24 protein-coding genes are annotated in these 23,984 nt (G+C 71.0%); 12 read left to right on the forward strand and 12 right to left on the reverse strand.

Translation table 11 applies throughout. The annotated features are described in order from the left end of the window. Window positions 1-32: 32 nt before the first annotated feature. The gene (locus tag B0I32_RS20150; protein WP_106241498.1) at window positions 33-1,298 is read right to left on the reverse strand and encodes an MFS transporter; all 1,266 of its coding nucleotides are present in this window, start codon (window positions 1,296-1,298) and stop codon (window positions 33-35) included. A gap of 2 nt (window positions 1,299-1,300) precedes the next feature. Continuing rightward, window positions 1,301-1,930: a TetR family transcriptional regulator gene (locus tag B0I32_RS20155; protein ID WP_106241500.1), complete on the reverse strand. Its 630-nt coding sequence runs from the start codon at window positions 1,928-1,930 to the stop codon at window positions 1,301-1,303. Between the two features lie 109 nt (window positions 1,931-2,039). Here B0I32_RS20155 and B0I32_RS20160 point away from each other — a divergent pair, with 109 nt between their 5' ends. The 6 genes from B0I32_RS20160 (at window position 2,040) to B0I32_RS20185 (ending at window position 6,585) form a co-directional block, all read left to right on the forward strand. Beyond that, window positions 2,040-4,118: an alpha-N-acetylglucosaminidase gene (locus B0I32_RS20160; protein ID WP_106241503.1), complete on the forward strand. Its 2,079-nt coding sequence runs from the start codon at window positions 2,040-2,042 to the stop codon at window positions 4,116-4,118. Between the two features lie 40 nt (window positions 4,119-4,158). Then, a complete protein-coding gene (locus B0I32_RS20165; RefSeq protein ID WP_106241871.1) occupies window positions 4,159-4,920 on the forward strand; it encodes an ArsR/SmtB family transcription factor in 762 nt (253 codons plus the stop codon). Then, window positions 4,917-5,210: a DUF1905 domain-containing protein gene (locus B0I32_RS20170; protein WP_181307572.1), complete on the forward strand. Its 294-nt coding sequence runs from the start codon at window positions 4,917-4,919 to the stop codon at window positions 5,208-5,210. The genes B0I32_RS20165 and B0I32_RS20170 overlap by 4 nt, the downstream gene beginning before the upstream one ends. Beyond that, window positions 5,207-5,581: a VOC family protein gene (locus B0I32_RS20175; RefSeq protein ID WP_106241505.1), complete on the forward strand. Its 375-nt coding sequence runs from the start codon at window positions 5,207-5,209 to the stop codon at window positions 5,579-5,581. Before B0I32_RS20170 ends, B0I32_RS20175 begins: the two co-directional genes overlap by 4 nt. A 40-nt stretch (window positions 5,582-5,621) precedes the next feature. Next, window positions 5,622-6,002 carry a hypothetical protein gene (locus B0I32_RS20180; protein WP_146178236.1) on the forward strand — a complete coding sequence of 127 codons (381 nt, stop codon included), beginning with the start codon at window positions 5,622-5,624 and terminating at the stop codon, window positions 6,000-6,002. Window positions 6,003-6,096: 94 nt separating this feature from the next. Then, window positions 6,097-6,585: a GNAT family N-acetyltransferase gene (locus tag B0I32_RS20185; RefSeq protein ID WP_219911905.1), complete on the forward strand. Its 489-nt coding sequence runs from the start codon at window positions 6,097-6,099 to the stop codon at window positions 6,583-6,585. A 50-nt stretch (window positions 6,586-6,635) separates the two neighbouring features. On the opposite strand, the gene B0I32_RS20190 is transcribed toward B0I32_RS20185, so the two are convergent. Continuing rightward, window positions 6,636-7,997: a hypothetical protein gene (locus B0I32_RS20190; protein WP_181307575.1), complete on the reverse strand. Its 1,362-nt coding sequence runs from the start codon at window positions 7,995-7,997 to the stop codon at window positions 6,636-6,638. 354 nt (window positions 7,998-8,351) lie between these two features. Between B0I32_RS20190 and B0I32_RS20195 the strand changes: the two genes are divergently transcribed. The 5 genes from B0I32_RS20195 (at window position 8,352) to B0I32_RS20215 (ending at window position 15,930) form a co-directional block, all read left to right on the forward strand. Beyond that, window positions 8,352-9,578, forward strand: coding sequence for a riboflavin synthase (locus B0I32_RS20195; RefSeq protein ID WP_106241511.1), 1,227 nt, complete (start codon window positions 8,352-8,354; stop codon window positions 9,576-9,578). 407 nt (window positions 9,579-9,985) lie between these two features. Next, complete coding sequence (locus B0I32_RS20200; protein ID WP_106241513.1) at window positions 9,986-11,815, forward strand: glycoside hydrolase family 15 protein; 1,830 nt, start codon at window positions 9,986-9,988, stop codon at window positions 11,813-11,815. Then, complete coding sequence (locus B0I32_RS20205) at window positions 11,812-13,170, forward strand: glucose-6-phosphate dehydrogenase (protein ID WP_106241516.1); 1,359 nt, start codon at window positions 11,812-11,814, stop codon at window positions 13,168-13,170. Before B0I32_RS20200 ends, B0I32_RS20205 begins: the two co-directional genes overlap by 4 nt. Continuing rightward, window positions 13,170-14,939, forward strand: coding sequence for an IlvD/Edd family dehydratase (locus B0I32_RS20210; RefSeq protein WP_106241518.1), 1,770 nt, complete (start codon window positions 13,170-13,172; stop codon window positions 14,937-14,939). Before B0I32_RS20205 ends, B0I32_RS20210 begins: the two co-directional genes overlap by 1 nt. Further along, window positions 14,926-15,930, forward strand: a complete 1,005-nt coding sequence (locus tag B0I32_RS20215; RefSeq protein ID WP_181307577.1) for a C-terminal binding protein — start codon at window positions 14,926-14,928, stop codon at window positions 15,928-15,930. The genes B0I32_RS20210 and B0I32_RS20215 overlap by 14 nt, the downstream gene beginning before the upstream one ends. Here B0I32_RS20215 and B0I32_RS20220 read toward each other — a convergent pair. Both B0I32_RS20220 and B0I32_RS20225 read right to left on the reverse strand, forming a co-directional pair. Continuing rightward, a complete protein-coding gene (locus B0I32_RS20220; RefSeq protein ID WP_181307579.1) occupies window positions 15,905-16,711 on the reverse strand; it encodes a universal stress protein in 807 nt (268 codons plus the stop codon). The two genes, B0I32_RS20215 and B0I32_RS20220, sit on opposite strands and share 26 nt — an antisense overlap. Before the next feature lie 115 nt (window positions 16,712-16,826). Then, window positions 16,827-17,534 carry an MBL fold metallo-hydrolase gene (locus tag B0I32_RS20225; protein WP_106241523.1) on the reverse strand — a complete coding sequence of 236 codons (708 nt, stop codon included), beginning with the start codon at window positions 17,532-17,534 and terminating at the stop codon, window positions 16,827-16,829. Window positions 17,535-17,628: 94 nt separating this feature from the next. Between B0I32_RS20225 and B0I32_RS20230 the strand changes: the two genes are divergently transcribed. Next, on the forward strand, window positions 17,629-18,159 hold the full coding sequence (locus B0I32_RS20230) for a TetR/AcrR family transcriptional regulator (RefSeq protein WP_106241526.1): 531 nt from the start codon (window positions 17,629-17,631) through the stop codon (window positions 18,157-18,159). A gap of 57 nt (window positions 18,160-18,216) precedes the next feature. Here B0I32_RS20230 and B0I32_RS20235 read toward each other — a convergent pair whose 3' ends face one another. From B0I32_RS20235 to B0I32_RS20265, 7 genes are all read right to left on the reverse strand, one after another. Further along, on the reverse strand, window positions 18,217-19,071 hold the full coding sequence (locus B0I32_RS20235) for a CU044_5270 family protein (protein WP_106241527.1): 855 nt from the start codon (window positions 19,069-19,071) through the stop codon (window positions 18,217-18,219). After that, window positions 19,064-19,636, reverse strand: coding sequence for an RNA polymerase sigma factor (locus tag B0I32_RS20240; RefSeq protein WP_106241884.1), 573 nt, complete (start codon window positions 19,634-19,636; stop codon window positions 19,064-19,066). The genes B0I32_RS20235 and B0I32_RS20240 overlap by 8 nt, the downstream gene beginning before the upstream one ends. Window positions 19,637-19,782: 146 nt before the next feature. Then, complete coding sequence (locus B0I32_RS60980) at window positions 19,783-20,259, reverse strand: winged helix-turn-helix transcriptional regulator (RefSeq protein WP_106241529.1); 477 nt, start codon at window positions 20,257-20,259, stop codon at window positions 19,783-19,785. 46 nt (window positions 20,260-20,305) lie between these two features. Continuing rightward, window positions 20,306-21,373, reverse strand: coding sequence for an MBL fold metallo-hydrolase (locus B0I32_RS20250; RefSeq protein ID WP_106241531.1), 1,068 nt, complete (start codon window positions 21,371-21,373; stop codon window positions 20,306-20,308). A gap of 206 nt (window positions 21,374-21,579) precedes the next feature. After that, window positions 21,580-22,053 carry a MarR family winged helix-turn-helix transcriptional regulator gene (locus B0I32_RS20255; protein WP_106241532.1) on the reverse strand — a complete coding sequence of 158 codons (474 nt, stop codon included), beginning with the start codon at window positions 22,051-22,053 and terminating at the stop codon, window positions 21,580-21,582. 111 nt (window positions 22,054-22,164) lie between these two features. Then, a complete protein-coding gene (locus B0I32_RS20260) occupies window positions 22,165-22,989 on the reverse strand; it encodes an alpha/beta fold hydrolase (RefSeq protein WP_106241534.1) in 825 nt (274 codons plus the stop codon). 11 nt (window positions 22,990-23,000) lie between these two features. After that, window positions 23,001-23,846, reverse strand: coding sequence for an MBL fold metallo-hydrolase (locus tag B0I32_RS20265; protein ID WP_106241536.1), 846 nt, complete (start codon window positions 23,844-23,846; stop codon window positions 23,001-23,003). Window positions 23,847-23,984 lie beyond the last annotated feature (138 nt).

Below are 23,984 nucleotides of genomic sequence, written 5' to 3' on the forward strand. Positions count from 1 at the left end.
TCCTCCTTGTCGGAGGACACGCCCGTCTCCTGCTATCGGACGCTTCGTACCCGCAGGATCATGAGCGCTCCGACGAGCGCGAGCAGGCCGCCGGTCACGAACAGGGCCGGGTAGCCGCCGAGATGAGCCACGACCAGCGAGCCGCCGAACGGGGCCACGACCTGCGGCGCGTTCAACGCGATGTGGAAGACGCCGAGATCGCGCCCGCTGTCCTCGGCCGCGGGCAGGACCAGCGTGACCAGCGCCTGGTCCACGGAGAGATAGGCGCCGAAGCCCACTCCGCCGATGACGGCGGCGGCGAGCTGCTGGGTCCAGGTCGGTGAGACCAGCGGCAGCGCGACCGACACGGTGACCATCAGTGAGGAGATGAGCACGAACAACTTGTGCCGCCTCAGCCGGTCCGCCAGCGGGCCCGCGATGATCGTCCCGATGACGAGGGAGACCGTCTGGACCGTCACCTGCAGCGCCAGCGCGTCTTTCGGGTCCAGCCCGGCGGGCAGCCGGATGTAGTCGCTGAGGATGTAGAGGTTGAAGGAGGAGACGGCGAAGTAGCCGAGGAACATCACCGCCCGCGAGCTGAACGCCCACGCGTAGTCCCGCGAGCGGAGACCGGCCAGCGCCGACCCGAACTGGACGCGCAGCGGCACCCGTTCCGCGGACTCCGCGCCGGTGAGCCGCTCGCGGCTGAGCAGCGCCAGCAGCACGGACGCCGCCAGGAACACCACGCCGAACAGCGTGTAGGCGAGCAGCGCCGAATGGATCTGGGCGCCGGCCACCGTGCCCGCCAGCGAGCCCACCGGCACCCCGAGGCCGCCGACGGTGGAGGCCAGCCCGCGCCGGTCCTTCGGCACCTGGTCGGCCACCACGGCGATGAGGATGTTCAGCCCGATGTTGACCGTGCCCTGCACGAGGAACCAGCCGATCAGCAGGCCGGCGACCGTGGACATCCAGCCGAGCAGGACGAGGGAGGCGAGGGTGGCCACGCCGCCGTACAGGATCCAGGGGGAGCGGCGGCCCCAGCGCCCGCGCGTACGGTCGGACAGGGCGCCCACGATCGGCGGCACGCACACCGACGCGATCGCGCTGACGCCGGTCACCAGGCCGAACGCCGAGAGTTTGCCCACCGGGTCGGCCGCCTCGACCTGGGAGGGAAGCAGGACTTGCAGGGCGGCGCCGACGGCCGCGTAGCCGGCGACGTTGAACAGGAACATCGCGCCCAAGAGCGCGCCGAGAGGGCCCGTGCGGGCACCGGCGGCGCCCCGGCCGTCTCGGCCGTCTCGGCCGGAGGTGATGGTCATGCCTACTCCATGAGAGGGGGAAGGTCCAGCCCGAGGTCCAGTCGCCGCAGGGCTTCGTCGACCAGGCGGGCGCAGGAGTCGGGGTCGGCGTCGGGGGACCCGGCCCACTCCTGGAACGCGATGCGCAGGGCGGCGAAGGCCGTCGAGGCCAGCAGCCGGGCGTGGAAACTGTGACCCGCGCTCGATCGCTCGGCCAGGTGGTGGGCGAGCAGTTCCTCGCGTACGGCGAAGCGCCGCATGTTCTCGCCCATGAGCGCGGGATTGTCGGCCAGCAGGAGCTGGACGCGCTGCATCCGGGGCAGCTCGTGCCGGCGCCAGTGGGGATCGGCGAGGAGGGTGCGGAACACCGCGCGCAGGGCGGTGACCGGCGACTCGCCGCGCGGGCGGCCGTCGATCGCGGTGATCAGGTCCTCCATGACCTGGTCCTCGTGGGCGAGGACGACGTCCTCCTTCGAGGTGAAATAGCGGTTGAAGGTCCGCCGTGCCACCTGCACCTCGTCGGCGATCTGCTGGACTGTCGTGCCGTCGAAGCCTTGCCGTTCGAACAGGCTCAGCGCGGCCTCGATGAGGGCGCGGCGGGTGCCGGCCTTCTTGCGCTCTCGTAGTCCCTTGGACGTCTCGCCGCTGGTCATGGGGCCACGGTAGAGCAAAAGTGTCTCATTGGGACAGTAGGCTCAGCGGGAAATTTTCGGATGCGCTATAAAATGTCCCATTGAGACACTTCGACGTCTGGAGTCAGCGATGTTCACGCCCGAATGGATCCCCGCGGCCGAGGAGTCGCTGCGCCGGCTCGCCGGCCCGCTCGCCGAAGCCTTCGACGTCCGCGCACTGCCCGGCGCGGACGCCGGGGACCGCTTCGAGATCTGGGCGGAGAACGGCAGGACGGTGCTCGCGGGCACCGGTCCGATCGCCGTGACCAGCGCGTTCGCACACTACCTCCGGCACGTGGGCCGCGGCCAGGTCGGCCGCTGGGGTGACAACCTCCCGGCCAGCGCACCGCCACCCGCCCAGCCGCTGGCGGCGACGTCGCCGTACCGGTACCGGGTCGCCTACAACCTCACCGTCGCCGGGTACACGACGCCGTTCTACGACTGGGACCAGTGGGAACGCGAGCTCGACCTGCTCGCCGCCGCCGGCGTCAACGCCGCCCACCTCACGCTCGGGCAGGAGGCCGTGTGGCTGGAGGCGTTCGGCGAGTTCGGCTACACGGAAGACGAACTGCTGGCCTGGATCGTGCCGCCGTCGCACCAGCCGTGGCAGTGGCTGAACAACATCCACAGCTTCGGCGGCGGCACCACCCGTGACCTGGTCGAACGCCGCTCGTCGCTGGCCCTGCGGGTGCTGGCGCGGATGCGCGAACTCGGCATCAGGCCCATCCTGCCCGGCTTCTCCGGCACCGTCCCCGGCGGGTTCGCCGACCGGAACCCCGGCGCCACCGTCGTCCCGCAGGGCCTGTGGTTCATGGACGTGGCCGGCCCGGCCCGCCCCGACTGGCTCGACACCTCCACACCCCACTACGCGCGGGTCGCCGAGGCCTTCTACCGCCGCCAGCGCGAACGCTTCGGCCAGAGCGGCACCTGGGCGGTCGACCTGCTGCACGAGGGCGGCCGGATCGGTGACACCTCGCTCGCCGACGCCGCCTCGGGCGTCGAACGGGCGATGCGCGCGGCCGACCCCGGCTACCTGTGGGTGGTGCAGGCGTGGGCGGGCAACCCCCGCAAGGAGCTGTTCGACGCCTGCGACCGGGACCGGATGCTGGTCCTCGACCTGACCGGCGACACCTGGCGCGGCGAGGGCGGGTTCTGGGGCGCGCCGTGGGGGTTCGGCATCCTGCCCAACTACGGCGGCCGCCACGGCCTGTACGGCTCCCTGCCCGACATCGCCGCCGCCCCCGGCGAACTGGCCGGCCCGCTCGCCTCCGGCGAACTCGTCGCGCTGACCAACATGGCCGAAGGCGTGCACACCAACCCGGTGGTCTGGGACCTGTTCGCCGACCTCACCTGGACCGGCGAGCCCGTCGACCTGGACGCCTGGCTGGCGGACTGGGTCCACGCCCGCTACGGCTCCGCTGATCCCGACGCCCTGGCCGCGTGGCGCCTGCTGCGTTCGTCGGCGTACGCGACCTGGGGCGGGACGATCGCCGTAGAGGAGGAGTTCGACGACTTCGACGAGAAGCTGAGCGACTTCAAGGTCTACGCCGGCACCGACAGCGTCTTCGCCGCCACCCCCTCCTTCACCGCCGACCAGGCCTCCGCTGTCGGCCCGCACCGGCTGCACTACGACCCGGCGCAGGTGGAGGCCGCCTGGCGGCTGCTGCTCAGGGCGGCGCCGCGCCTGCGCGACTCCGACACGTACCGGCACGATCTGGTCGACGTCACCCGCCAGGTCATCGACGACCGGGGCCGCGCCCTCGTGCCCCAGCTCGCCTCGGCGGACGCCCAGCGGCGCTTCCTGCACCTGATCGAGCTCCAGGACCGGCTGCTCGCCACCCGCCCTGAGCACCTCCTCGGCCGCTGGCTGCGCGACGCCCGCCGCTGGGGCGCCGACGAGGAGGAGAGCCGCCTGCTGGAAAGCGCGGCCAAGCGGCTCGTCACGGTGTGGGGCGGCCCGGACGCCGCGATCCTCACCGAGTACGCCAACCGGAACTGGTCGGGCCTGATGGGCGACTACTACCGGGCCCGCTGGCAGACCTTCTTCGACCAGGGTCCGATCGACTGGAACGCCTACGGCCAGGAGTGGGCCGACCGGCTCACCGCGTACCCGACAGAACCGCACGGCGACCCGATCGAGATCGCTTCCGAGCTCCTTCAGGCCCCGTAGGGCTAGACATGAAACCAAATGGTTTCCTATAGTGGTGCGCGTGGAACTGGTCTTCAAGGCGCTGGCTGACCCGACCCGCCGCGAGCTGCTCGACGAGCTGTTCGAACGGGACGGGCAGTCGCTCAACGCGCTGGCGAGCCGGTTCGCGATGACGAGGGTCGCCGTGGCCAAGCACCTTCGCCTGCTGGAGGAGGCCGGCCTGGTGGTGTCGGACCGGCGCGGCAGGGAGAAACTGCACTTCCTGAACGCCGTGCCAATCCGCCTCGTCCATGACCGATGGGTCAGCAAATACACCTCGACCTGGGCCGCCGGCCTCGTCGACCTCAAACGACAACTGGAGGCACGCGTGGAGAAGGTGTTCGAGATCTTCATCCGCACCACGCCGCAGCGGCTGTGGCGGGCGATCACGGATCCGGAGACGCGGGCACGGTTCCAGTTCGGCGCGCGGGTCGACTCCGACTGGACCGCCGGATCCGCGTACCGGATCACGCACGAGGGCGCCGGCGGGTTGATCGAGGGAGAGAACCTCGAGGTCGACCCGCCGTGGCGGCTCGTGCAGAGCTACCACGCGATCTGGGACGACGACATCGCCGCCCAGGGCACCAGCCGGGTGACCTGGGAGATCGAGCAGGTCGGCGACAGCTGCCGGCTCGTCGTCCGGCACGACCAGCTCCCCGCCGACGCCGACGAGCACCTCTACGGCGGCTGGCCGATGATCATGTCCGGGCTCAAGACTTGGCTGGAGACCGGCACCGAACTCACCACACCCGGCTCACTCATGTACGGAGGCGACCCTTCATGACCGCACCAGCAAGCACCGAACTGGACAGGACGTTCACCGCCACCCTGCTCAAAAGCCCGGCCAAGGGCGGCTGGACCTATGTCGTGATGCCCGGCTCGGCCGACTTCTTCGGCACCCGCGGCCTGGTGAAGGTCCGGGGCCGCGTCGACGGCGAGCCGTTCCAGGGCTCGTTCATGGCGCTGGGCGACGGCACCCACAAGCTCGCGTTCACCGCCGGCACCCGCGCCCGCATCGGCAAGCAGGCCGGCGACACCGTCACCGTCACCCTCGACGAGCGGATCACGCGATGAGCGCACCGGCGAAGGTCATCACCGGCATCAGGACCGTCAGCGTCCCCGTCACCGACCAGGACCAGGCGCTGCGTTTCTACACCGGCACCCTCGGCTTCACCGTGCTGCGCGACGCCCCGATCCCGACCGGCCGCTGGATCGAACTCGCCCCCGGGACCGACGACGTCATCGTCACCCTGGACCACACCACCACGGACGTCACCCGCGGCCCGATCATGATCCGCTTCACCACCGACGACGCGTCCGCCGCCCACACCGCCCTCACGGCCGCCGGCGTCGACACCGACGACCTCCTCACCTGGCCCAGCGTCCCCCCGATGTTCTCCTTCCGCGACCCCGACGGCAACACCTTCTCCATCACGGAAACCTGACCACCCGCAACCGGCAGAACCTGCCGGGTAGCCTCTCTCCGTGGGCGACGATCGTTACCCGGGCCGGCTCGTGCTCCCGCTCAGCTTCCCGGGCCGCCGCTTCAGGATGTGGAGCTACCTACCCACACACAGCGAGCTCGTCCTGCGGACGGAGTTCGACCCGAGCGCGCCGCACATAGAGCTGCTCTTCAAGCCCGTCCACCGGATCGACCTCCCGGTGACGATGGACGGCGGCCTGATCATCGACGTCGGCGATCACCCCGCCGATGACGCCAACACCGCCGTGACCTTCACCGTCGCCAACGACCACTTCACCGGTCACGTCATCGCCGACCACCTGCTCCTGCGTGAAGAACAGCGTGCGAAGTACAGCCCGTTCTCCCTCTTCCACGGCTATCTGCGCAGCGACTTCACCCGCTGACACCCAGCACGCCCGCGCCGCCGAACCAGGGCCGAGCGTGCGTTGAACAGAAAACGAGGTGCGTCACGGCAATCGGCGGTGACACGATCCGGGCGTGGACGATGGCCCGGCTTTCCGGACAACCGAGGTGAGCGGCTCGACCGAGCTGGCGGACGTCACGGCAGGACTGATCGATCGGTTGCCGTCGTGGTTCGGCATTCCCGAGGCCAACGCGGCATATGTGGAGTCCGCCCGCCATCTTCCCGGCCTCGTCGCGCGCTGCCATACGGAGCCCGTCGGCGTCCTTCTGTACCGGAGACACTTCACCGAGGCGGCCGAGATCCACCTGATGGCGGTGGCCCCGTCGTGGCATAGGCGTGGCGTCGGCAGGACGCTCGTCGGCCTGCTCGCCGCGAACGTCGCCGCGGACGGCTGCCGCATGCTCCACGTGAAGACGCTGGGAGCCGCCCATCCGGATCGTGGCTACGCGTACACGAGAGCGTTCTACCATTCTGTCGGCTTCCTCCCCCTGGAGGAGACAGGGCACCTCTGGCCGGGCACCCCCTGCCAGATCATGGTGAAGTGGCTGCCGGCGCCTTGCTGAGGAGGTCCTTCTCCAGCGGTGATCAGCGTCGGTCGCCCTTCGGCCGCCGTTCAGGGGAGGCGGCGTACGGAGTGGGTGATCTTGCCGTCCCTTGTCTTGGCGGAGAGCTTGAACGGGCGGGACTTCGCTTCGGTGGAGAACCAGCGGACCCCGCCAGGACCGGCCGCCGGGCCGAGGGGCAGTTCTGCCGAGGTGCCGTCCGCGTACGTGATGCGCACCTCGCGTACGCCGGTCCCCGCGAAGCCGGCGAGGACGTTGTCGCTGGGCAGGCCGAGCTCCAGCACGTCACGCACGAGCGTCAGCGGCGCCCGAGCGTAGGCCGGCTTCCACTCGAAGGTCCCGCCGCCGCCGTCCACGATCGCGGCCCGGCGGGAGAGGACACGGAACACGGAGGTGAGGGTTCCGTCCTGGAGTCCGGCGCCCATGGCCCAGGCGTGCTCGGCGTTCCTGCCGTGTGTGACGACACGCAACGAGCGGTTCTCGCCGTCGACGGGCGGGAACAGCAGCTCGGCGGGGTAGTCCAGGATGCGGTCACGCGCCCGTTCGACGGCTTCGGGGCCGGCCGGGCGCAGCTCTCGTACGAACGCGTCCACCGCATGGTCGGCCAGCCCCAGCGCCGACACCTTGACGATCACGCCGTTCTCCCGCCAGAGCCGGACCTTGGGGATCATGAGGGCCCGGTCCCGGTGCACCCAGTCCAGGCCGAGCGATCCGCTGCTCAGCAGGTCGCCACCCGCCAGGCCGGTGGTGCCGCGGATCTCCCGGGGTTCTCCGCTGACTGTGGCGCCGGCGAGGACGGCCAGGTCGGCGTCGCCGGGCAGCTGGCTGACGACGACTCTGGCGCGGCGCTGCCGGTTGGTCCAGACCTGCTCCGTTCCGCCGAGTCTCGGCTCCCAGCCGGCGATCGGCAGCGCTCCGGTGGTGACGAGGTCCAGCCCCGGTGGCAGATGGGCGGCGTCGATGCGCGGCCGCCGGGGATCCGCCGCCACCCCGTTGGCCGCCCTGATCAGCTCGGCCTCCGACAGCCCATGGCCCAGGACCCCGAACGACTCGAAGTTCTCGCTCGTTCTGATCGGCCAGGTGATCCAGCGGTGCCGCCCCGATCCGCCCATGGTCGCCTCGTGCCTGTCCAGCTTGACCGGCTTGCCCTGGTGCGGCGGCTTCCAGTCGTACGGCTGCTCCCAGTCCTCCGACCGCGTCACGAGGACGGCCAGCGTCCGGTCGCCGGGCGTGTCACCTTCCGCGTACGCCGTGATCGCCTGCCGCTCGGCGTCCGAGGTGACGATCTGCTCCAGGTGGAGACCCGCCGGGTGCTCCGGTAACAGCAGCGCCGCGGACGCCGCCGTGTCGCCGCCGCATCCGGCCACCGCAGCGATGAGAGCAGCCGCCAGGAACATGCGAAAGGATCTCATTCCAGTTTGGACGCGATCTTCCGCGCGTGAGTTCTCCATGATTTCAGCGCCGAACCCGACGCCGACCAAGGGCTGAACCGGCAGCAGATCGCCTGCGGGCATCGTGGTGGGGCCGAGCCTGCCCGGTCCATGGAAGATCGGCTGGTGTTCCCATCGGAGAGTTCCCCGGTTATCGTGAAAGTGGTGCAATTCCAGGTGCGGTGGTGACAGCCCCCGGTTTCTCCCCAGGGAGGAACGATCCGGTGTGATTCCGGAGCCACGCGGTGATACCCCGCCCCCTCTCGGACCCCCATGACGGTCCCTGACGCCACCGGTCGCGACGGACGCGGCCGAGGCCGGCACGAGAGGAATGGCATGTTCACCGGAAGAATCGACGAGATCGGCGTGATCGAGTACGCCGACGCGAGCGGCCTCGGCATCCGGGCGGCCAAGAGCGCGGGGCGGCTGGTGCCCGGCGGGTCGCTCAACGTCGCCGGGGTCTGCGTGACCGCCGAACGCGTGGAGCACGACCTGATCAGTACGTCGATCAGCGCCGAGACCCGGCGGCGGACGACGTTCGACGAACTCCCGGCACCCGGACGGCGGGTGAACCTGGAGACGCCCCTGACCGTCGGCGATCCGCTCGACGGGCACTTGGTGCAGGGTCACGTGGACGGCGTCGGCAAGGTGGTCCGCGTGGAGGACGACCCCGGCAGAGGGCGGCGGCTGTGGATCCGCCCGCCGGACCGGTTCCTGAGCAGGATCGCGGCCAAGGGGTCGGTCGCGGTCGAGGGCGTGAGCCTGACGGTGGCCGAGATCGTCAAGGACCGGTTCTCGGTGGCGCTGATCCCGGCCACGCTGGCCGGGACGACCCTGGCCGGGCTGACCGAGGGCGACCGGGTCAACCTCGAATCCGACCTGGTGAGCCGCCTGGCCGAGGCCGGGCCCGCGTCCGCCGGCGCGAACGTCGCCCGCGCGGTCGCGGCGCTGGGCTGGGCCGGGCACCTGTCAGGGCGGGTCGGCGTGGAGAAGGCGGTGCGGCAGATCGCCGCCGGCGGCGCGGTGATGGTGTGGGACCCCGATCGCGAGGTCGAGGGCGACGTCATCTTCGCCGGCGAGAACCTGCGCCCGGCCGCCTTCACGTTCCTGCTGACCGAGGTGTACGGCTACCCGTGCGTCCCGTGCGCGCCGGAGGTCCTGGACCGGCTGGAGATCCCGGCGTTGTCCGGCGAGGGGGACCACCACGGCACGGCCTTCCGTACGCCGGTGGACCTGGCCGCCGCCACCGGCACCGGGGTCAGCGCCGCGGAACGCGCGGCCACCGTACGGCGGCTCGCCCACCCCGAGGCCAGGCCCGCCGACTTCGTCTCACCCGGCCACGTCGTGCCGATCGCCGCCCGCTCCGGCCTGCTGCGCGAGCGTGCCGGGCACTCGGAGGCGACGGTCGCCCTGTGCGTGGCGGCCGGCCTGCCGCCGGTGGGCGTGTGCTGCGAGGTGATGCGGCGCGACGGCGTCATGGCCGGCGCGGCCGATCTGGAGGCGTCCGCGCTGCGCTGGGGCCTGCCGCTGGTCGACATGGACGCGCTCCGCACCTGGCTGTGAGTCGCGACATGACCGCCGCCCGCACGCTCACCGCGGAGCGGGCCGACGCGGTGCCGCGGGCACAGCCGTTCGACGGACGGGTCCCCGGCCATGGGCTCTCGTCGTGGTAATAGGACGACCCGTTGTTCGGCAACAAGTCATTGCCGGCCGGAGGGCGGAGCCGGCGTTCCGCGCTGAGCGTCCCGGGGTAGATACGGCGGATAATCGTGGCGTCACTCCTCACCGACGCCGTCGCGCGTGCGAGGGCGGACGGGAAGGCGGATGCCACGCGGCCGTCGGCGGTCCTGGCCTCGCGGTGTGTGCGGGCGACGGCCGGCAGGACGTCCTGGAAGGTGATCAGCACCTTCCCAGGACCACGACCGGGCGAGTCTCGTCATACGGCGCGCCCAGCGGAAGAGAACTCGGCAATGCTCGATCCTGATCCACCGTTCCGCCCAGTACGCCGCCGGGACGGCTACCTGCCCCTGGAGGACCTGGGCCTGATCGGCGACGGTGCGACGGCGGCTCTGGTCGGCCTGGACGGTTCGATCCCGTGGTTGTGCCTGCCGCGTTTCGACGACGAGCCGTTGCTGTGCGGCCTGCTGGATCACGCGCGGGGCGGCCAGTTCGCGCTGACGCTGGACGATCTGCGCGCGGCCCGGCAGTTCTACGAACCCGACACCGCGGTGCTGGTGACCGAACTGCAGGGCCCGACCGGCCTGGTCAGGATCACCGACGCGCTGGCCCTGCGCGCGGGCGCCGACCTCAGCGACGACGCGGGCGCCGGCCGGGCCGAGCTCGTCCGGTGCGCCGTCGTCCTGGACGGGACCGTGCGCCTGCGGGCGGAGCTGGAGCCGCGCGGTGGCGGACAGGCCAGAGCCCTCGGCAGCGGCCTGGAGGTACGGGCGTTGCGGCGGCCCGACCTGCGCCTGCACCTGCGCTCCAACCGGCCGCTGACCGATCTGCGCACGGTGCACGACCTGGAGGAGGGCGACCGGCTCGATCTGGTGCTGTCCTGGGGGCGCATCCACCGCCACCACCGGTTCGCTCCCGAGGCGATGCTGCGGGACACCGCCGACGCGTGGCGGCGCTGGATGGCGACGTGCGCTTACGCCGGCCCGCAGGAGGCGCTGGTCCGGCGTTCGGTGATCACGTTGAAGCTGTGTGACGACTGGATCAACGGCTCGCTGGTGGCGGCCCCCACGTCCTCGTTGCCCGCGCCGATCGGGGGTGTCCGCAACTGGGACTACCGCTACACCTGGATCAGGGACGCGGCCTATGCCGTGTTCGCCCTGCGCCGGGTGGGTTTCGGGGAGGAGGCCGACGCCTTTCTCGGCTGGGTCCTCGACGCCTTCGAGCAGAGCCATCATCCGCGGATCATGTACACCCTGGGCGGCGCTCCCGTGCCGGACGAGATCGCGGACGCCGAGCTGGAGGGTTACCGGCGCTCTGCTCCGGTGCGATGGGGCAACGGGGCGGCCGACCAGCGCCAGCACGACGTCTACGGCGAGGTGCTGGACTGCGCCGACCAGTGGCTGCGTCCCGGCCGCGAGCTCCAGCCCGCGCTGTGGTCCGGCCTGGCCGAGCTGGCCCAGTCCGCCGCGACCATGTGGCGGCAGCCGGATCAGGGCATCTGGGAGGTGCGCGGCGAAGGCCGGCTCTTCACCTACTCGGCCGGCATGTGCCACGTCGCCCTCGACCGGGCCGCGGCGATCGGCGATCGGCTCGGTCTGCCGGGACCGATGCCGCGATGGCGCGCCGAGGCCGAGAAGCTGCGCGGGCTCATCCTGGACCAGTCCTGGGACGAGAAGGCTCAATGCCTGAGCGAGCATCTCGACGGCGGCGGAAGCCTGGACGCCAGCCTGCTCGCGCTGCCGCTGCGGCGGGTCGTCCCGCCCCGCCATCCGCGGATGGCGGCCACCACCGCGGCCATCGCCGAACGCCTGTCCGCCGGTGACGGCCTCGTCTACCGGTACCTGCACGAGCGCTCACCCGACGGCCTGCCCGGCGACGAGGGCGCCTTCCTGCTGTGCAGCTTCTGGCTGGTCGACAACCTGGTTCTGCAAGGTCACCTCGAACGAGCCGAGGACCTGTACGCGTCCCTGTGCGCCCGCGCCAGCCCGCTCGGCCTGTTGCCGGAGCAGATCGACCCGTCCACCGGCACGTTCATCGGCAACTTCCCGCAGGCGTTCAGCCACATCGGCATCATCGCCAGCGGCGTCAACCTGGCACGAGCGAGAGCAGGCCACACGGGATGATCAACCGGCTCGTCATCTTCGGTGCCACCGGCGACCTCAACGCCCGCTACCTGCTGCCGGCACTGACCGCCCTGCGCGCGGCCGGACACCTCGACGACCGCTTCACGTTGACGTGCGCCGGCCGGGTCGACTGGACCGGCGAGCACTTCAGGAGCTGGGCCGCCGATCAGCTCGACCGGCACGGCCTCGACTCGCCCGCCGAGGCCAGGGCGGCCGTCGCGGACCGCGCGCACTACCGGCGGATCGACGCCACCGATGCCGCCGACGTCGCGTCGGTCGTCGCCGGCGACGGACCCGTGGCCTTCTACCTCGCCCTTCCCCCGGAGATCTTCCCCGCCACGGTCGCCGCCCTGGGGGCCGCGAACCTGCCGCGGGGGAGCAGGATCGTGCTGGAGAAGCCGTTCGGCGTGGACCTGGACAGCGCGGTCGAGCTGAACCGGCTGCTGGCGGGGATCGTGCTCGAGCAGGCGGTGTTCCGCGTCGACCACTTCCTGGCCATGACGACCGTCCAGAACGTGCTCGGCAGCCGCCTGGCCAACCGCGTCCTGGAGCCCATCTGGAACAGCGCGCACATCCGCGAGGTGGAGATCGTCTGGGACGAGTCGCTGGCTCTGGAGGGCAGGGCGGGCTACTACGACGGGACCGGGGCGCTGAAGGACATGGTGCAGAACCACCTGCTGCAGGTGCTGTGCCTGGTGGCCATGGAACCGCCGCTCAGCCTCGGCGAGCGCGACCTGCGGGACCGGAAGATCGACGTGCTGCGCTCGGTACGCCCGCTCACGGACGACGACGTCGTACGCCGCACCCGCCGGGCCCGCTATCTGGCCGGCCGCGACGTTCCCGCCTACACAGAAGAGGAGGGTGTGGACCCGGAACGCGGCACTGAGACCTTCGCCGAGGTGGAGCTGGAACTCGACAGCTGGCGCTGGTCCGGCACCACCTTCCGGCTGCGCACCGGCAAGGCGCTCGGCCATGACCGCAAAGAGGTCGCGGTACGTTTCCGTTCCGTGCCGCATCTGCCCGCCGGCTTCGACGAGGAGGCCGCGCCCAACGTGCTGCGCTTCGGGCTGGAGCCGGAGAGCATGACCCTGGCGCTGACCGGCGTCGGGACCGGCGCCCACACCCTCGCCCCGCTCACCCTCGCCGCGCGGCCGACCGGCTCCGAGCTTCCCGCCTACGGCCGGCTGCTGCTGGACGTGCTGCACGGCGACGCCGCCCTGTCCATCCGCGGCGACGAGGCCGAAGAGTCCTGGCGCGTCCTCGAACCGGTCATGTCGGCCTGGTCCAGAGACGTGGTGCCGCTGGCCGGCTACCCGGCCGGATCGGACGGGCCTGACACGGTGAGGAGCGGCTGATGTCGCCGAAGGAGCGCGCCACGGGAGGTCTCCGCAGCCAGGCCTGGTGGGACAACGACGGCAATCCGGAGATGACGGCTCTCTATCTCGAACGTTATCTCAACTTCGGGCTGACCCAGGCCGAGCTCCAGTCCGGCCGGCCGATCATCGGCATCGCCCAGACGGGCAGCGACCTCGTTCCCTGCGACCGCCACCACCTCGCCCTGGCCGACCGGGTCAGGGACGGGATCCGCGACGGCGGTGGCATGCCGCTCGAGTTCCCCGTCCACCCGCTGCAGGAGACCGGCAAACGCCCGACCGCCGCGCTGGACCGTAACCTCGCCTACCTGGGGCTGGTCGAGGTGCTCTACGGATATCCCCTCGACGGAGTGGTCCTGACGACGGGCTGTGACAAGACCACGCCCGCGTGCCTGGCCGCGGCGGCGACGGTGAACATCCCGGCGATCGTCCTGTCCGGCGGGCCGATGCTCAACGGCTACCGGCAGGGCGAGCGGGTGGCCGCGTCGGGCTCGGGCCTGGTGATCTGGCAGTCGAAGCGGCTGCTGGCCACGGGGGAGATCGACTACCCCGAGTTCCTGGCGCGCGTGGCCGCCTCCGCGCCCAGCATCGGCCACTGCAACACGATGGGCACCGCGCTGTCGATGAACAGCCTGGCCGAAGCCCTGGGCATGTCCCTGCCCTGCTGCGCGGCGATCCCGGCGCCCTACCGCCGGCGGGGGCAGATGGCCTACGACACGGGCCGCCGGGCGGTGGACCTCGTACGCGAGGACCTCACTCCGCGCAAGATCATGACCATGCGGGCCTTCGAGAACGCGATCGTGGTCGCCTCCGCCATCGCCGCCTCGACCAACGTGCCCGTCCACATCAACGCCATCGCGCGACATGTCGGGGTGCCCCTGACCATCCAGGACTGGCAGCGCGTCGGAGCCGGCATCCCGGTGCTGACGAACGTCGCCCCCGCCGGTGAGTTCCTCGGCGAGGACTTCTACCGCGCCGGCGGAGTGCCCGCCGTCATGCGGTCGTTGCTGGCCGCCGGGCGCCTGCACGGCGACGTCGTGACCGTCTCCGGCCGTACCGTGGCCGAGAACCTGGCCGACGCCCCACCCGCCGACTCGGCCGTCATCCGTCCCTTCGACGAGCCGATCGCCGAGCGCGGCGGGCTCCTCGTCATGACGGGCAACCTGTTCGACTCCGCGGTCATGAAGACCTCAGTCCTCACCCCCGGCCTCCGCGCGGTGTCGGACTACCGCGCCGTCGTCTTCGACGGGCCGGAGGACTACCACGCCCGCATCGACGATCCCGGCCTCGGCCTGGACGAGGAGTGCATCCTCGTCATCCGCTACACCGGCCCGATCGGTTATCCGGGTTCGGCCGAGGTCGTGAACATGGAGGTCCCCGCCGCGCTGCTCCTGCGGGGCGTCACCACCCTGCCGACACTCGGCGACGGCCGCCAGAGCGGCACCTCGGACGCGCCGTCGATCCTCAACGCCACGCCCGAGGCGGCGGTCGGCGGCAATCTCGCCATCCTGCGCACCGGCGACCGCATCCGCATCGACCTGGACGACGCCCGCGTCGACGTCCTGCTGCCGGATGACGAGATCGCCGCCCGGTGGGCCGACCACACGCCGCCGGAGTTGGACAACCAGACACCATGGCAGGAGATCTACCGCTCCACGGTCGGGCAACTGGACAGCGGAGCCTGTCTGGAGCTCGCCCTGAAGTATCAGGATCTCGTCCGCACCAAGGGAATTCCTCGTGACTCGCACTGACGCCAGAGGCACCATCATGATCGCCGACTCCGACTTCGGCGATGTGGACATCGAACGCGAGATCGTCGAGGACGCCGGATTCGAGCTCCTCGCGGCGCAGTGCAAGAACGAGGACGAGGTGATCGAGCGGGGCCGGGACGTCGACGGCGTGCTGACCCAGTACGCCAGGGTCGGATCCAGGGCCATCGACGCCTTCACCCGGTGCCGGGTGATCGCCCGCTACGGCACGGGCGTGGACATCGTCGACGTCGACGCCGCGACCCGCCGGGGCATCCAGGTCACGAACGCGCCGAACGACTGGTGTGCCGAGGAGGTCGCCGACCACGCCGTGGCGCTCTGGCTGGCCGCGGCCCGCAAGATCTGCGCCTACGACCAGGCGACCAGGCAGGGGACCTGGCAGTGGCAGAGCGGGCAGCCGATCTGGCGGCTGCGGGGACAGGTGTTCGGGCTGCTGTCCTTCGGCGCCATCGCCCAGCTCGTCGCCGAACGCGCCAGAGCGTTCGGCGTCGAAGTGTGGGCGCACGACCCGTTCCTCGACGAGTCCGAGCTGCGCTCACGTCACGTTCGGCCGGTCTCCTTCGACCAACTCGTGGAGGGCTCCGACCATCTCGTGATCCAGGCGCCGCTCACTCCCGGCACCCGTCACGCCTTCGACCGTACGACGCTCCGCAGGATGAAGCCGTCCGCCATCCTGATCAACACCGCGCGCGGCCCGATCGTGGAGGACACCGCCCTGTACCAGGCGCTCACCGAAGGCTGGATCGCCGGCGCGGCCCTGGACGACCTGGAGGAGGAGCCCGCGAAACAGCGTGACTGGCGTCCGCACAACCCTCTGTTCTCGCTGCCCAACGTGATCGTCACCCCGCACGCCGCCTACTACTCCGAGCAGGCCGTCACGGCGGTGCGGCGCATCGCCGCGGAGGAGGCCGTACGGGTCCTGACCGGGCAGAATGCCCGCAGTCCTGTCAACGAGGTGCCGGCCCGGCTCTGACCGGCACGCGGCGTCCTCGTCGATCGGCCGGGGTGAACCCGCCCAGGCCGCGTGAGCCCACCACCACCAGATCGGCCGTCTCGCCGGCCTTGATCAGCGCCTGAGCCGGATGGCCGACGCCCTGCTCGCCGGTGATCTCGATGTCCTGGTTCTCCTGGCGCCACACGGACAGACGTTCGGCCGCCAGGTGTAGCTCCTGCTCGCAGCAGTTGGCCCGCAGCACGCCGTAGCCCGCGGGGTACGACAGCGTCACCGGCATCTGCCAGGCGTACGTGACGTGCATGGGCACGCCGCGGGCGCGCGCCTGCTCAGCGGCGTATGCCAGAGCGGTCTTGGCACACGGGGAGCCGTCGTCGCCGACGACCACGCGGCCGTGTTCCGTGCCGGTGGACCCGCGTACGATCACGACCGGGCAGGCGGCGTAGCCGGCGACGCCGATGCTCACCGAGCCGAGCAGGAGCCCCGTGAAGCCGCCGAGTCCCCGGCTGCCCAGCACGATGCTGTCGGCGGAGGCCGACTCGCCGACCAGGCAGTCGATCACGTTGCCGGTCGGCAGCGCGGTGGTGATCCGGTCGTCGTCCATCAGGGCGCGGGCCTGATCGTGGGCCGCCTCCAGCGTTCCGGCGCAGTAGTCCGTCGCCGCACGGCCGAAACGCGACTGCTCGCACACGTGCACGAGCCGCAGTCCGAGTCGTTTCCTTCGCGCCTCGGCGACCGCCCATTCCAGTGCTTCCATCGACGATGCGGAGCCATCCACCGCGACCACCACAGATCCCGCCATCACGCAACCTCCCCCGCTCTTTCCCTCCATACCCGGGGGCTGGACGTACCACGAGGCGGAAGTGCCAGGCGTAGGCCAACGGATCGGCATGATTGCGCAGACCCGCCGCGCCGGCTCAAGCCTTCCTGATCGCCTCGGCCACCTCGGCGGGCGAGACGCGCCAGGGGGCGCCGTGGCCGGGGAGCACCCAGGACGCCTTCAGCCCGGCGATCCGGTCGAGCGAGGCGAGCGCCTGCGCCGGGTCGTCGGTGAAGGGGGCGGGCTGCGGGCCCTCGCGCCCGGTGAGGACGTGCCGCGTGGTCAGGGCGTCGCCGACGAAGACGGCATCGGCCACCGGCACGTGCACCGCCACGCTGCCCGGCGAGTGCCCCGGCATGCCGATGATCACCGGGCTCCCCGGCAGGTCCAGGACGTCGCCGTCGCCGATCTCGGTGACCTCCTTGACGTACTGGGTGCGCAGGCCGTTCTTGCCGAGGGAGTAGCCGAAGAAGCCGAGCAGCGGGCCGATGCGCATGGGGCCGAGCGGGACCTTGGGCTTCTCGCCCGTACGGGTGCGGACGGCGTCGGCGGCGTGCACGAACACCGGCACGCCGTGATCGCGCCGCAGGCGTTCGGCGAAGCCGATGTGGTCGGAGTCGCCGTGGGTCAGCACGAGCCCGCGGATGTCCTCGACCGACTTGCCCAGGGAGCGCAGTTCGTGCTGCAGGTCGCGCCAGTGGCCGGGCAGCCCGGCGTCGATGAGCGTGATGCCGTCGGGGGTGTCGACGAGATAGCACGCCACAAGATCGTTACCGAGGCGGTGCAGGTTGGGCGCGAGTTTCATGGTCTTCTTTCCGAAGGTGGACGGGGCTGTTGATAGCTATGGTAATTAGCTATGATGGCTAACGTCAATAGCTTTCCCTTCGGGAGGATCAACGGTGCCGACCCCAGTGAAGACCTCGCTCGACCGAATCGTCGCCGCCGGACGCGACCTGCTGGAGGAGGGCGGCGGCCAGAGGCTGACGATGCAGAACGTCGCCGCGAAGGTCGGAGTGCGCGCCCCGTCCCTGTACAAGCACGTGGCCAACCACGCGGCCCTGCTGACCGCCGTCGCCGAGGCCACCATCGACGACCTGGTCGCCCGGATGGAGGCCACCGACGGGTCACTCGAAGGGCTGACGCGCAGCTATCGCGCGTTCGCCCAGGACTGGCCGGCCGGATTCCGGCTGATGCTCACCGCGGACGTGGCGCCCGAGACCCGCGACCGCGTGTCCGATCCGGTGCTGCGCGTCTCCAGGGAGATGGTGGGCGAACGGCACGCGCTCGAAGCCGCCCGCCTGCTGACGGCGTGGATCACCGGCTTCATCGAGATGGAACTCCTCGGCGCTTTCAAGCTCGGGGGCGATGTCGACCAGGCCTTCGAGTACGGCCTGGCCGGCATGCGCCGCGCGCTGGCGCCCGATCGCTAGGCAGGGCAGGGCCGTCGCCGAGCGCCCCACCCTCAAGAAGGGGCGCCGGCGCCGTTCTCACCGTGGAAACTCGTCCGTCCACTCGGTGGTCACCGTGGCGTACGAGCCGCTGATCGCCGCCCCACCTTCGGCGGTGAGCAGGACGTTGGCGCGGGTCACCCGGGCGGCCTCGGGATCGACGACCATCCTGACCTTCAACTTTCCGGACAGCGGGATCAGCAGCTCCTGCCCGTCCCCGACCGGCCCGGCGTTCTCGACCCCCGGCGTCGCGGCGAGCGCCTCGAACGCCGCGGCACGGACCTGCGCCGGCGTCGGCAACTCGGTGATCAGCGTGATCAGCGGGCTGACCAGCGCGCCCTCCCGATCGGAGAGCATCAGGGCGTTGTCATTGCGCGGCAACCCGGCGATGCGCTCCTTCAGCTGCTCAGGATCCGACGGCAGCCCTTCGAGCTCGGCGAACCCGATCTCCACCCCCATGAGCCGGAACGGGGCCGGAGTCTCGACGACGGCGCCGGGCGTGGCCTGCGGCTCGTTCCTGGACCAGCGGCGGCCGTCGCGGGTGGTCCAGCTCTCCTCGGCCATGGGCCCGTCCGGACCCTGCCACGTGCGCGTGATGTGCCAGTACGTCCCCGCACCCTGGGGGGTGTGCTCCGCGCTGGCCGCGGCCATGAGCAGCACGTTCCGGCCCGAGAGCGGCGCGGCGGCGGGCTGGAGCACGCCGGTGACGATCACGGCGACGGCCACCGCGGCGGCGACCGCCATGCCCATCACCGGCAGCAGCCGGAAGCGGCGCGGGCGGGCCTGGCCTCGCGCCATTCTGTCCCGCAGCCGTCCTCTGCTGCGGGTGATCGCCTCGGCGGGCGGCTCGGGTGTGGCCAGCAGGGTCGCGACGGCGTTCTTCAGGTCATCCACGGACGTTCCCCTTGTCGATGCGGGCCATGATCTTGGTACGGGCCCGGCTGAGCCGGGAGCCCACGGTGCCGACGGCGATGCCGAGCGCCTGCGCCACCTCGTCGTAGCTGAGCTGGCCGAGCGCCACGAGCAGCAGCACGTCGCGCTCGCCACCGGTCAGGGCCGCGAGCGCTCTGGCCAGGTGCGGCTGCATGCGCTCGGCGGCGACGGAGGTGACCACCCGGTCCTCGTGGCCTTCCACGACGGGCTGGGGGTCCAGCTTGGCCAGCGCCCGGTAGCGGCGGGTCTCCTTGCGGCGATGCCTGGCGATCAGATTGGTGGCGATGCCGAACAGCCAGGGCCGCAGCTCCCCGCGTTCCGGGTCGTACCGGTCGCGCCGGTCGAAGGCCACCAGGAACGTCTCGGCGGCCAGGTCCTCGGCGATCTGGATGTCCAGGCGGCCCGCGACGTACAGGTAGATGTCGCGGTGATAGCGGTCGTGTACGGCGGTGAACAGGTCGGGGTCGCGCTGACAGCGGGCGGCGAGCTCGGCGTCGGTCGTCTCTTCGCCCACGTCGGTGCTCACGTTCTCGTCTTCTGCATAGGGCCGGCCTTCCGGGTCAGCGGTCGCGATCACCCATCCTTCGCCGCAGGCCGGAATCGTCTTCCCGTACGCCGAGGAGCGCCCGTTCCCGCGCCGGAGAGCACTGGCCCTACGCCGAGGAACGCCTCTCAGGAGGAGATCAGGCCGGGGCCCGCGCGGACCTCCATCTCCTCCAGCGTCACCTCATGACCCTCCGCGCACACCAGCCGGACCCCGACCTCCGCCTCGCAACCCCGATGCACCGACAGCACCGGCGGCCCGTCGGCGTCGGCCGCCCAGGCGTCCCCCCACTCCCGCAGCGCCGCGATCACCGGGAACAGCGCCCGGCCCTTGCCGGTCAGCTGGTACTCGTACCGGGTCCGCTGGCCAGGCTCGCGATACGGCACCCGTTCCAGCAGCCCCAGCGCCGTCAGCTCCTTCAGCCGCGCCGCCACCGCGGGCTCGCCGACCTCCACCCGGCGGACGAAGTCGTCGAACCGCCGGGCGCCGAAGAACGCCTCCCGCAGCACCAGCACCGCCGAACGCGAGCCGATCACCTCGAACGCCCGCGCGATCGAGCAGTTCTCCATCGACCACGCGTCCCGATTCTCCAGCACACTCCCCATGCCCCGCATTGTACCGAGCTGGCTTGCGTCGACGATAGTCTGCTGGCTACGGATGGATGCCGAAGGGGCCGAGGATGCCCTGGTCGATCCGGGCGGAGTTGACCAGCGCCGTCGCGTTGGAGGTGGTGAAGACGTCCGCGCCGGCCAGCAGCCGGCTGTACTTGGCGATCACCGGGGCGGCGGCCTGCTCGGCGGCGGCGTCGAGATAGGACCTGAAGACGGCCCAGGCGTTGCCGGTGGGGCCGTACTCGGCGAAGAACGGCGTGGCGTCCAGCTTGCCGATGGTCGCGCGGGTGCTGGCGGACAGGTCCCGCATGTAGTCGCGTTGCAGGGTCACGTCGGAACGCGTGCCGAGGCGGCCGAGATGCCCGCCGATCAGCGTGCTCCACGAGGTCGCCAGCACGGTGTCATGGGCGGCGATCCACGCCGGGACGTCCTGCGACTCGGCCAGGTTCTTGAACGGCACCCAGCCGGGGAAGATCACGTCCACCACCATCAGCGTCGCCGCGGACGGCACCTGGATGAAGATGTTGTCCGGACTGTGGTTGGGGCCGTGGTGGCTGAGCACCAGCCGCTCGCCGCCCACCCGCAGCTCGTGCCGGTCGTCGAACGTCACCGTAGGGAGCGGGCGGTTGCCGTCCCTGGCGGCCTTGAGCAGGCGCTTCGTCTCCGCGTGTGCGACGCGGATGACGCCGCTGCCGAAGATGGACGCGGCGCCGATGTGGTCGGCGTGCGAGTGCGAGTAGACCAGGTGCGTCACGCGGCTGGGCCGGCGGCGGGCCCGGGTGACCTCTTCGATCGCCCGCAGCAGGTTCCGGCCGATGGTGGGCGGCGCGTCCACGACCACGACGCCTTCGGTGGTGGTCAGGAACATGGACTGGTAGAAGCCGTCGGTGACCCAGTACAGGTTCCCGCGTACGCGATCCACGAAATATCCGGACTCGTTGACCGCGGGGCCCAGCGCGCCGGCCGGCACGGGCGCGTAGTCCGGCAGGTCGTCCGCCGCGGCCGAGGCGGCACGGGGCAGGCCGAGGCCGAGGAGACCGGCCGCGGCCGGAACGGCGGCCGCGACGGAGGCCCGGCGCAGGAAGGCGCGTCGATCGGAGGAGGTCATGATGCGCTCCAAATGATTGCGTAGTGAAATATATGTGGCCCATGAGTGGTCGCCAGGGTTTGATCCTGCAGTGCGAAAGTCGCCGTCAAGCGAGGCTCTCTCAGGAAGGGGCTGGCGTCACGATCGCCAGTATGCGGCAGTTTAATTGCGAACGCAAGCAATTATCAGTCGCGCATCATCCAGCCGCACAGGCCCGATCGGGTTGGTCAGTCGTCGCCCGCGGCCTCGCGGAGCGCCACCAGAACGCGGGAGAGCGCCTCCGTCATCGCCCGCATCTCACTCCTCGTGACATGGTCGAAGACCAGCGAACGCACCCGGGCGAGATGCCCCGGATAGGCGGCGGCCAGCACGGCCGCGCCGGCCGGGGCGATGGCCGCGAGCGAACTGCGCGCGTCCTGCTCGGACTTCCGCCGCGTCACCAGCGAGCGGCGGACCAGGTCGTCGACCACCCGGCTGATCCGGCTGCGGGACAGCGCGGTCGCCTGGGCGAGCTCCCCCATGCGCAGTTCGCCGTCCGGAGCCTCGGACAGCGCGACGAGGACCGAGTACTCGGTCATCCCCACCTGGGCTTCCCTGGTGAACTGTTCGTCGAGCAGGCGGGGGAGCCGTACGAGCACTTCGATGAGGGATCGCCAGAGGATCTCCTCTTCGCGGTCCAGGCCGGTCACCGGGGTCGTCATCCGAGCAGGTTACCCTCCCGGTTGCGTCCGCCCGCAACCATCTCGGAGGGGCGGCGGCGAGGAAGCGGACGACCTGCCGCACGACCTCGGGATCGCGCAGGTTCCGCTCGGTCAGGCCAGGAAGGTCAGGACTTCCCGGCCGAAGTCCGCGGCGTGCTGGAACAGGAAGCCGTGACCGGCGTCGCCGTAGATCACCAGCTTGCTGTTCGGCAGCTTCTGCGACATCACCCAGCTGCCCCAGGCGTCGATCATGACGTCGTGCGCCCCGTTGGCCACCAGGATCGGCAGGGTCAGCTCCTCGACGCGGTCCCAGTAGCCGCCGAAGGTGGCGGCCGCCCGCATCTGCGCGGCCAGAGCCGCCGGGGTGAGGCTCGCCTTGGATTCGCTCAGCCGGGTGTCGAGGCGGCGCAGCGACCGCAGCCCCGCTTCGTCCTCGGGGAAGAAGAGGTAGAGGAAGTCGTCGTCCACGTTCTCCGGCTTGGTGGCGGTCTGCCAGGTCCGCTCGCTCATCCGCGGCATGCCGGGGATCGCGCCGCCCGGCCCGCTGCCGGCGATGACGAGGCGCCGGACGAGCTCGGGCCGGCGCAGAGCGACGCCCTGGGCGACGTACCCGCCCAGAGACCAGCCCAGCAGGTCGGCCTCGCGCAGTCCGAGCCCGTCGATGAAGTCGATGACGCCGTCGGCCAGCCCTTCGACGGAGTCGGCCGGCTCGCCGGTGGAGTGGCCGAGGCCGCGGTTGTCGAAGACGATGACGTCGCGCTCGGCGGCCAGGACGTCCAGCAGTTCTGGGTCCCAGTGGTCGATGGTGCCGCGGAAGCGCAGCACCAGGACCAGCGGCACGCCGCCCGTGGGTCCCAGCCGGCGGTAGCCGTAGGTGGCGGTGGCGGTGGTGAGGTGACGCGTCTCGGCCCGGTCGGCCGCGTACGTGGTGGTCATGGGAGAAGTCCTCAACCTTGCGTCGCCGGGCGGAGGGCGAGCGCGCCGTTCCAGAGGGCGCCGGGGTTGAGCAGCGCGGGGAAACGTTCGAGCATGGCGTCGAAGAAGCCGCGGGCGGTGTCGTGCCCGGCGAGCAGTTCGTCCATGGTGTCGAGATACAGGCGGGTCTGGGCGATGGCGCGCCGCGCGTCGTCGTCGAGGTCCTTGTTCTTGTGGCCGGCCACGACGAAGCGGGGCCGCAGGCTCTCGACGACGTCGATGGCCTTGCGCCACGCGTCGAGGCCGCCGTCCCCGGACTCGACGAGGAACTGGTGCACGCCGTTGTAGACGACGTCACCCGCCACGACCAGGTCGAGGTCGGGCACGTGCAGGACACTGGTCTCGTCGGTGTCGCTGTGGCCTACCTCGACGATGATCAGTTCGTGGCCTTCGAGGTCGATGCGGTTCCCGTCCGGGACGGTGGCGGTGACGGGCGAGTCGGGGATCTGGCCGGGCAGCAGCGCGTCCCAGAACCGCGGGCGGATGGCGACGTTGTGCCGCATCTGCTCGATCGTGCCGGCCGAGGCGACCACCCGGGCGCCGAAGCGCTGGGCGAGCAGGTCCGCCGTGAACCAGTGATCGCCGTGGCCGTGCGTGGCGAAGATGTGGGTGAGGTTCCTGCCGCTCGCCTCGACCCACTTCGTGACGTCCTCCGCCTGGTCCCTGGTCAGGGGCGGATCGACGAGCACGGCGTCGCGGTCGCCGTGGATCAGCGTGACCGACAGCGGGGAGAACTTCCGCTGGTCGCCGTTGGGCACCGGTTCGCGTACGTCGAGGGGTATGGGGTCGGCGATGAACACGTCGTAGCCGAGAGACATGACAGCTCCACAAGGTCGTCGATCGTCAGGGTGCGGCCGAAGGCGGCCGTCTGACTTGTCTTGACACAAGTTAGCCTCTGGCTATGGTGGAGGCAAGCCAGAAAGGAAAACGGCGCCGGGTGAGTGCCGGCGCCGTTC

Source organism: Nonomuraea fuscirosea, assembly GCF_003001935.1.
GTDB lineage: Bacteria > Actinomycetota > Actinomycetes > Streptosporangiales > Streptosporangiaceae > Nonomuraea > Nonomuraea fuscirosea.

Bases quoted from the DNA above. Each gene is read 5' to 3' on its own strand.
- B0I32_RS60980 (WP_106241529.1), bottom strand. From the start codon at position 20,259: ATGGGGAGTGTGCTGGAGAATCGGGACGCGTGGTCGATGGAGAACTGC.
- B0I32_RS20210 (WP_106241518.1), top strand. From the start codon at position 13,170: ATGTCGCCGAAGGAGCGCGCCACGGGAGGTCTCCGCAGCCAGGCCTGG.
- B0I32_RS20175 (WP_106241505.1), top strand. From the start codon at position 5,207: ATGAGCGCACCGGCGAAGGTCATCACCGGCATCAGGACCGTCAGCGTC.
- B0I32_RS20200 (WP_106241513.1), top strand. From the start codon at position 9,986: ATGCTCGATCCTGATCCACCGTTCCGCCCAGTACGCCGCCGGGACGGC.
- B0I32_RS20225 (WP_106241523.1), bottom strand. From the start codon at position 17,534: ATGAAACTCGCGCCCAACCTGCACCGCCTCGGTAACGATCTTGTGGCG.
- B0I32_RS20195 (WP_106241511.1), top strand. From the start codon at position 8,352: ATGTTCACCGGAAGAATCGACGAGATCGGCGTGATCGAGTACGCCGAC.
- B0I32_RS20220 (WP_181307579.1), bottom strand. From the start codon at position 16,711: ATGGCGGGATCTGTGGTGGTCGCGGTGGATGGCTCCGCATCGTCGATG.
- B0I32_RS20205 (WP_106241516.1), top strand. From the start codon at position 11,812: ATGATCAACCGGCTCGTCATCTTCGGTGCCACCGGCGACCTCAACGCC.
- B0I32_RS20265 (WP_106241536.1), bottom strand. From the start codon at position 23,846: ATGTCTCTCGGCTACGACGTGTTCATCGCCGACCCCATACCCCTCGAC.
- B0I32_RS20155 (WP_106241500.1), bottom strand. From the start codon at position 1,930: ATGACCAGCGGCGAGACGTCCAAGGGACTACGAGAGCGCAAGAAGGCC.
- B0I32_RS20150 (WP_106241498.1), bottom strand. From the start codon at position 1,298: ATGACCATCACCTCCGGCCGAGACGGCCGAGACGGCCGGGGCGCCGCC.
- B0I32_RS20170 (WP_181307572.1), top strand. From the start codon at position 4,917: ATGACCGCACCAGCAAGCACCGAACTGGACAGGACGTTCACCGCCACC.
- B0I32_RS20160 (WP_106241503.1), top strand. From the start codon at position 2,040: ATGTTCACGCCCGAATGGATCCCCGCGGCCGAGGAGTCGCTGCGCCGG.
- B0I32_RS20255 (WP_106241532.1), bottom strand. From the start codon at position 22,053: ATGACGACCCCGGTGACCGGCCTGGACCGCGAAGAGGAGATCCTCTGG.
- B0I32_RS20250 (WP_106241531.1), bottom strand. From the start codon at position 21,373: ATGACCTCCTCCGATCGACGCGCCTTCCTGCGCCGGGCCTCCGTCGCG.
- B0I32_RS20260 (WP_106241534.1), bottom strand. From the start codon at position 22,989: ATGACCACCACGTACGCGGCCGACCGGGCCGAGACGCGTCACCTCACC.
- B0I32_RS20190 (WP_181307575.1), bottom strand. From the start codon at position 7,997: ATGAGATCCTTTCGCATGTTCCTGGCGGCTGCTCTCATCGCTGCGGTG.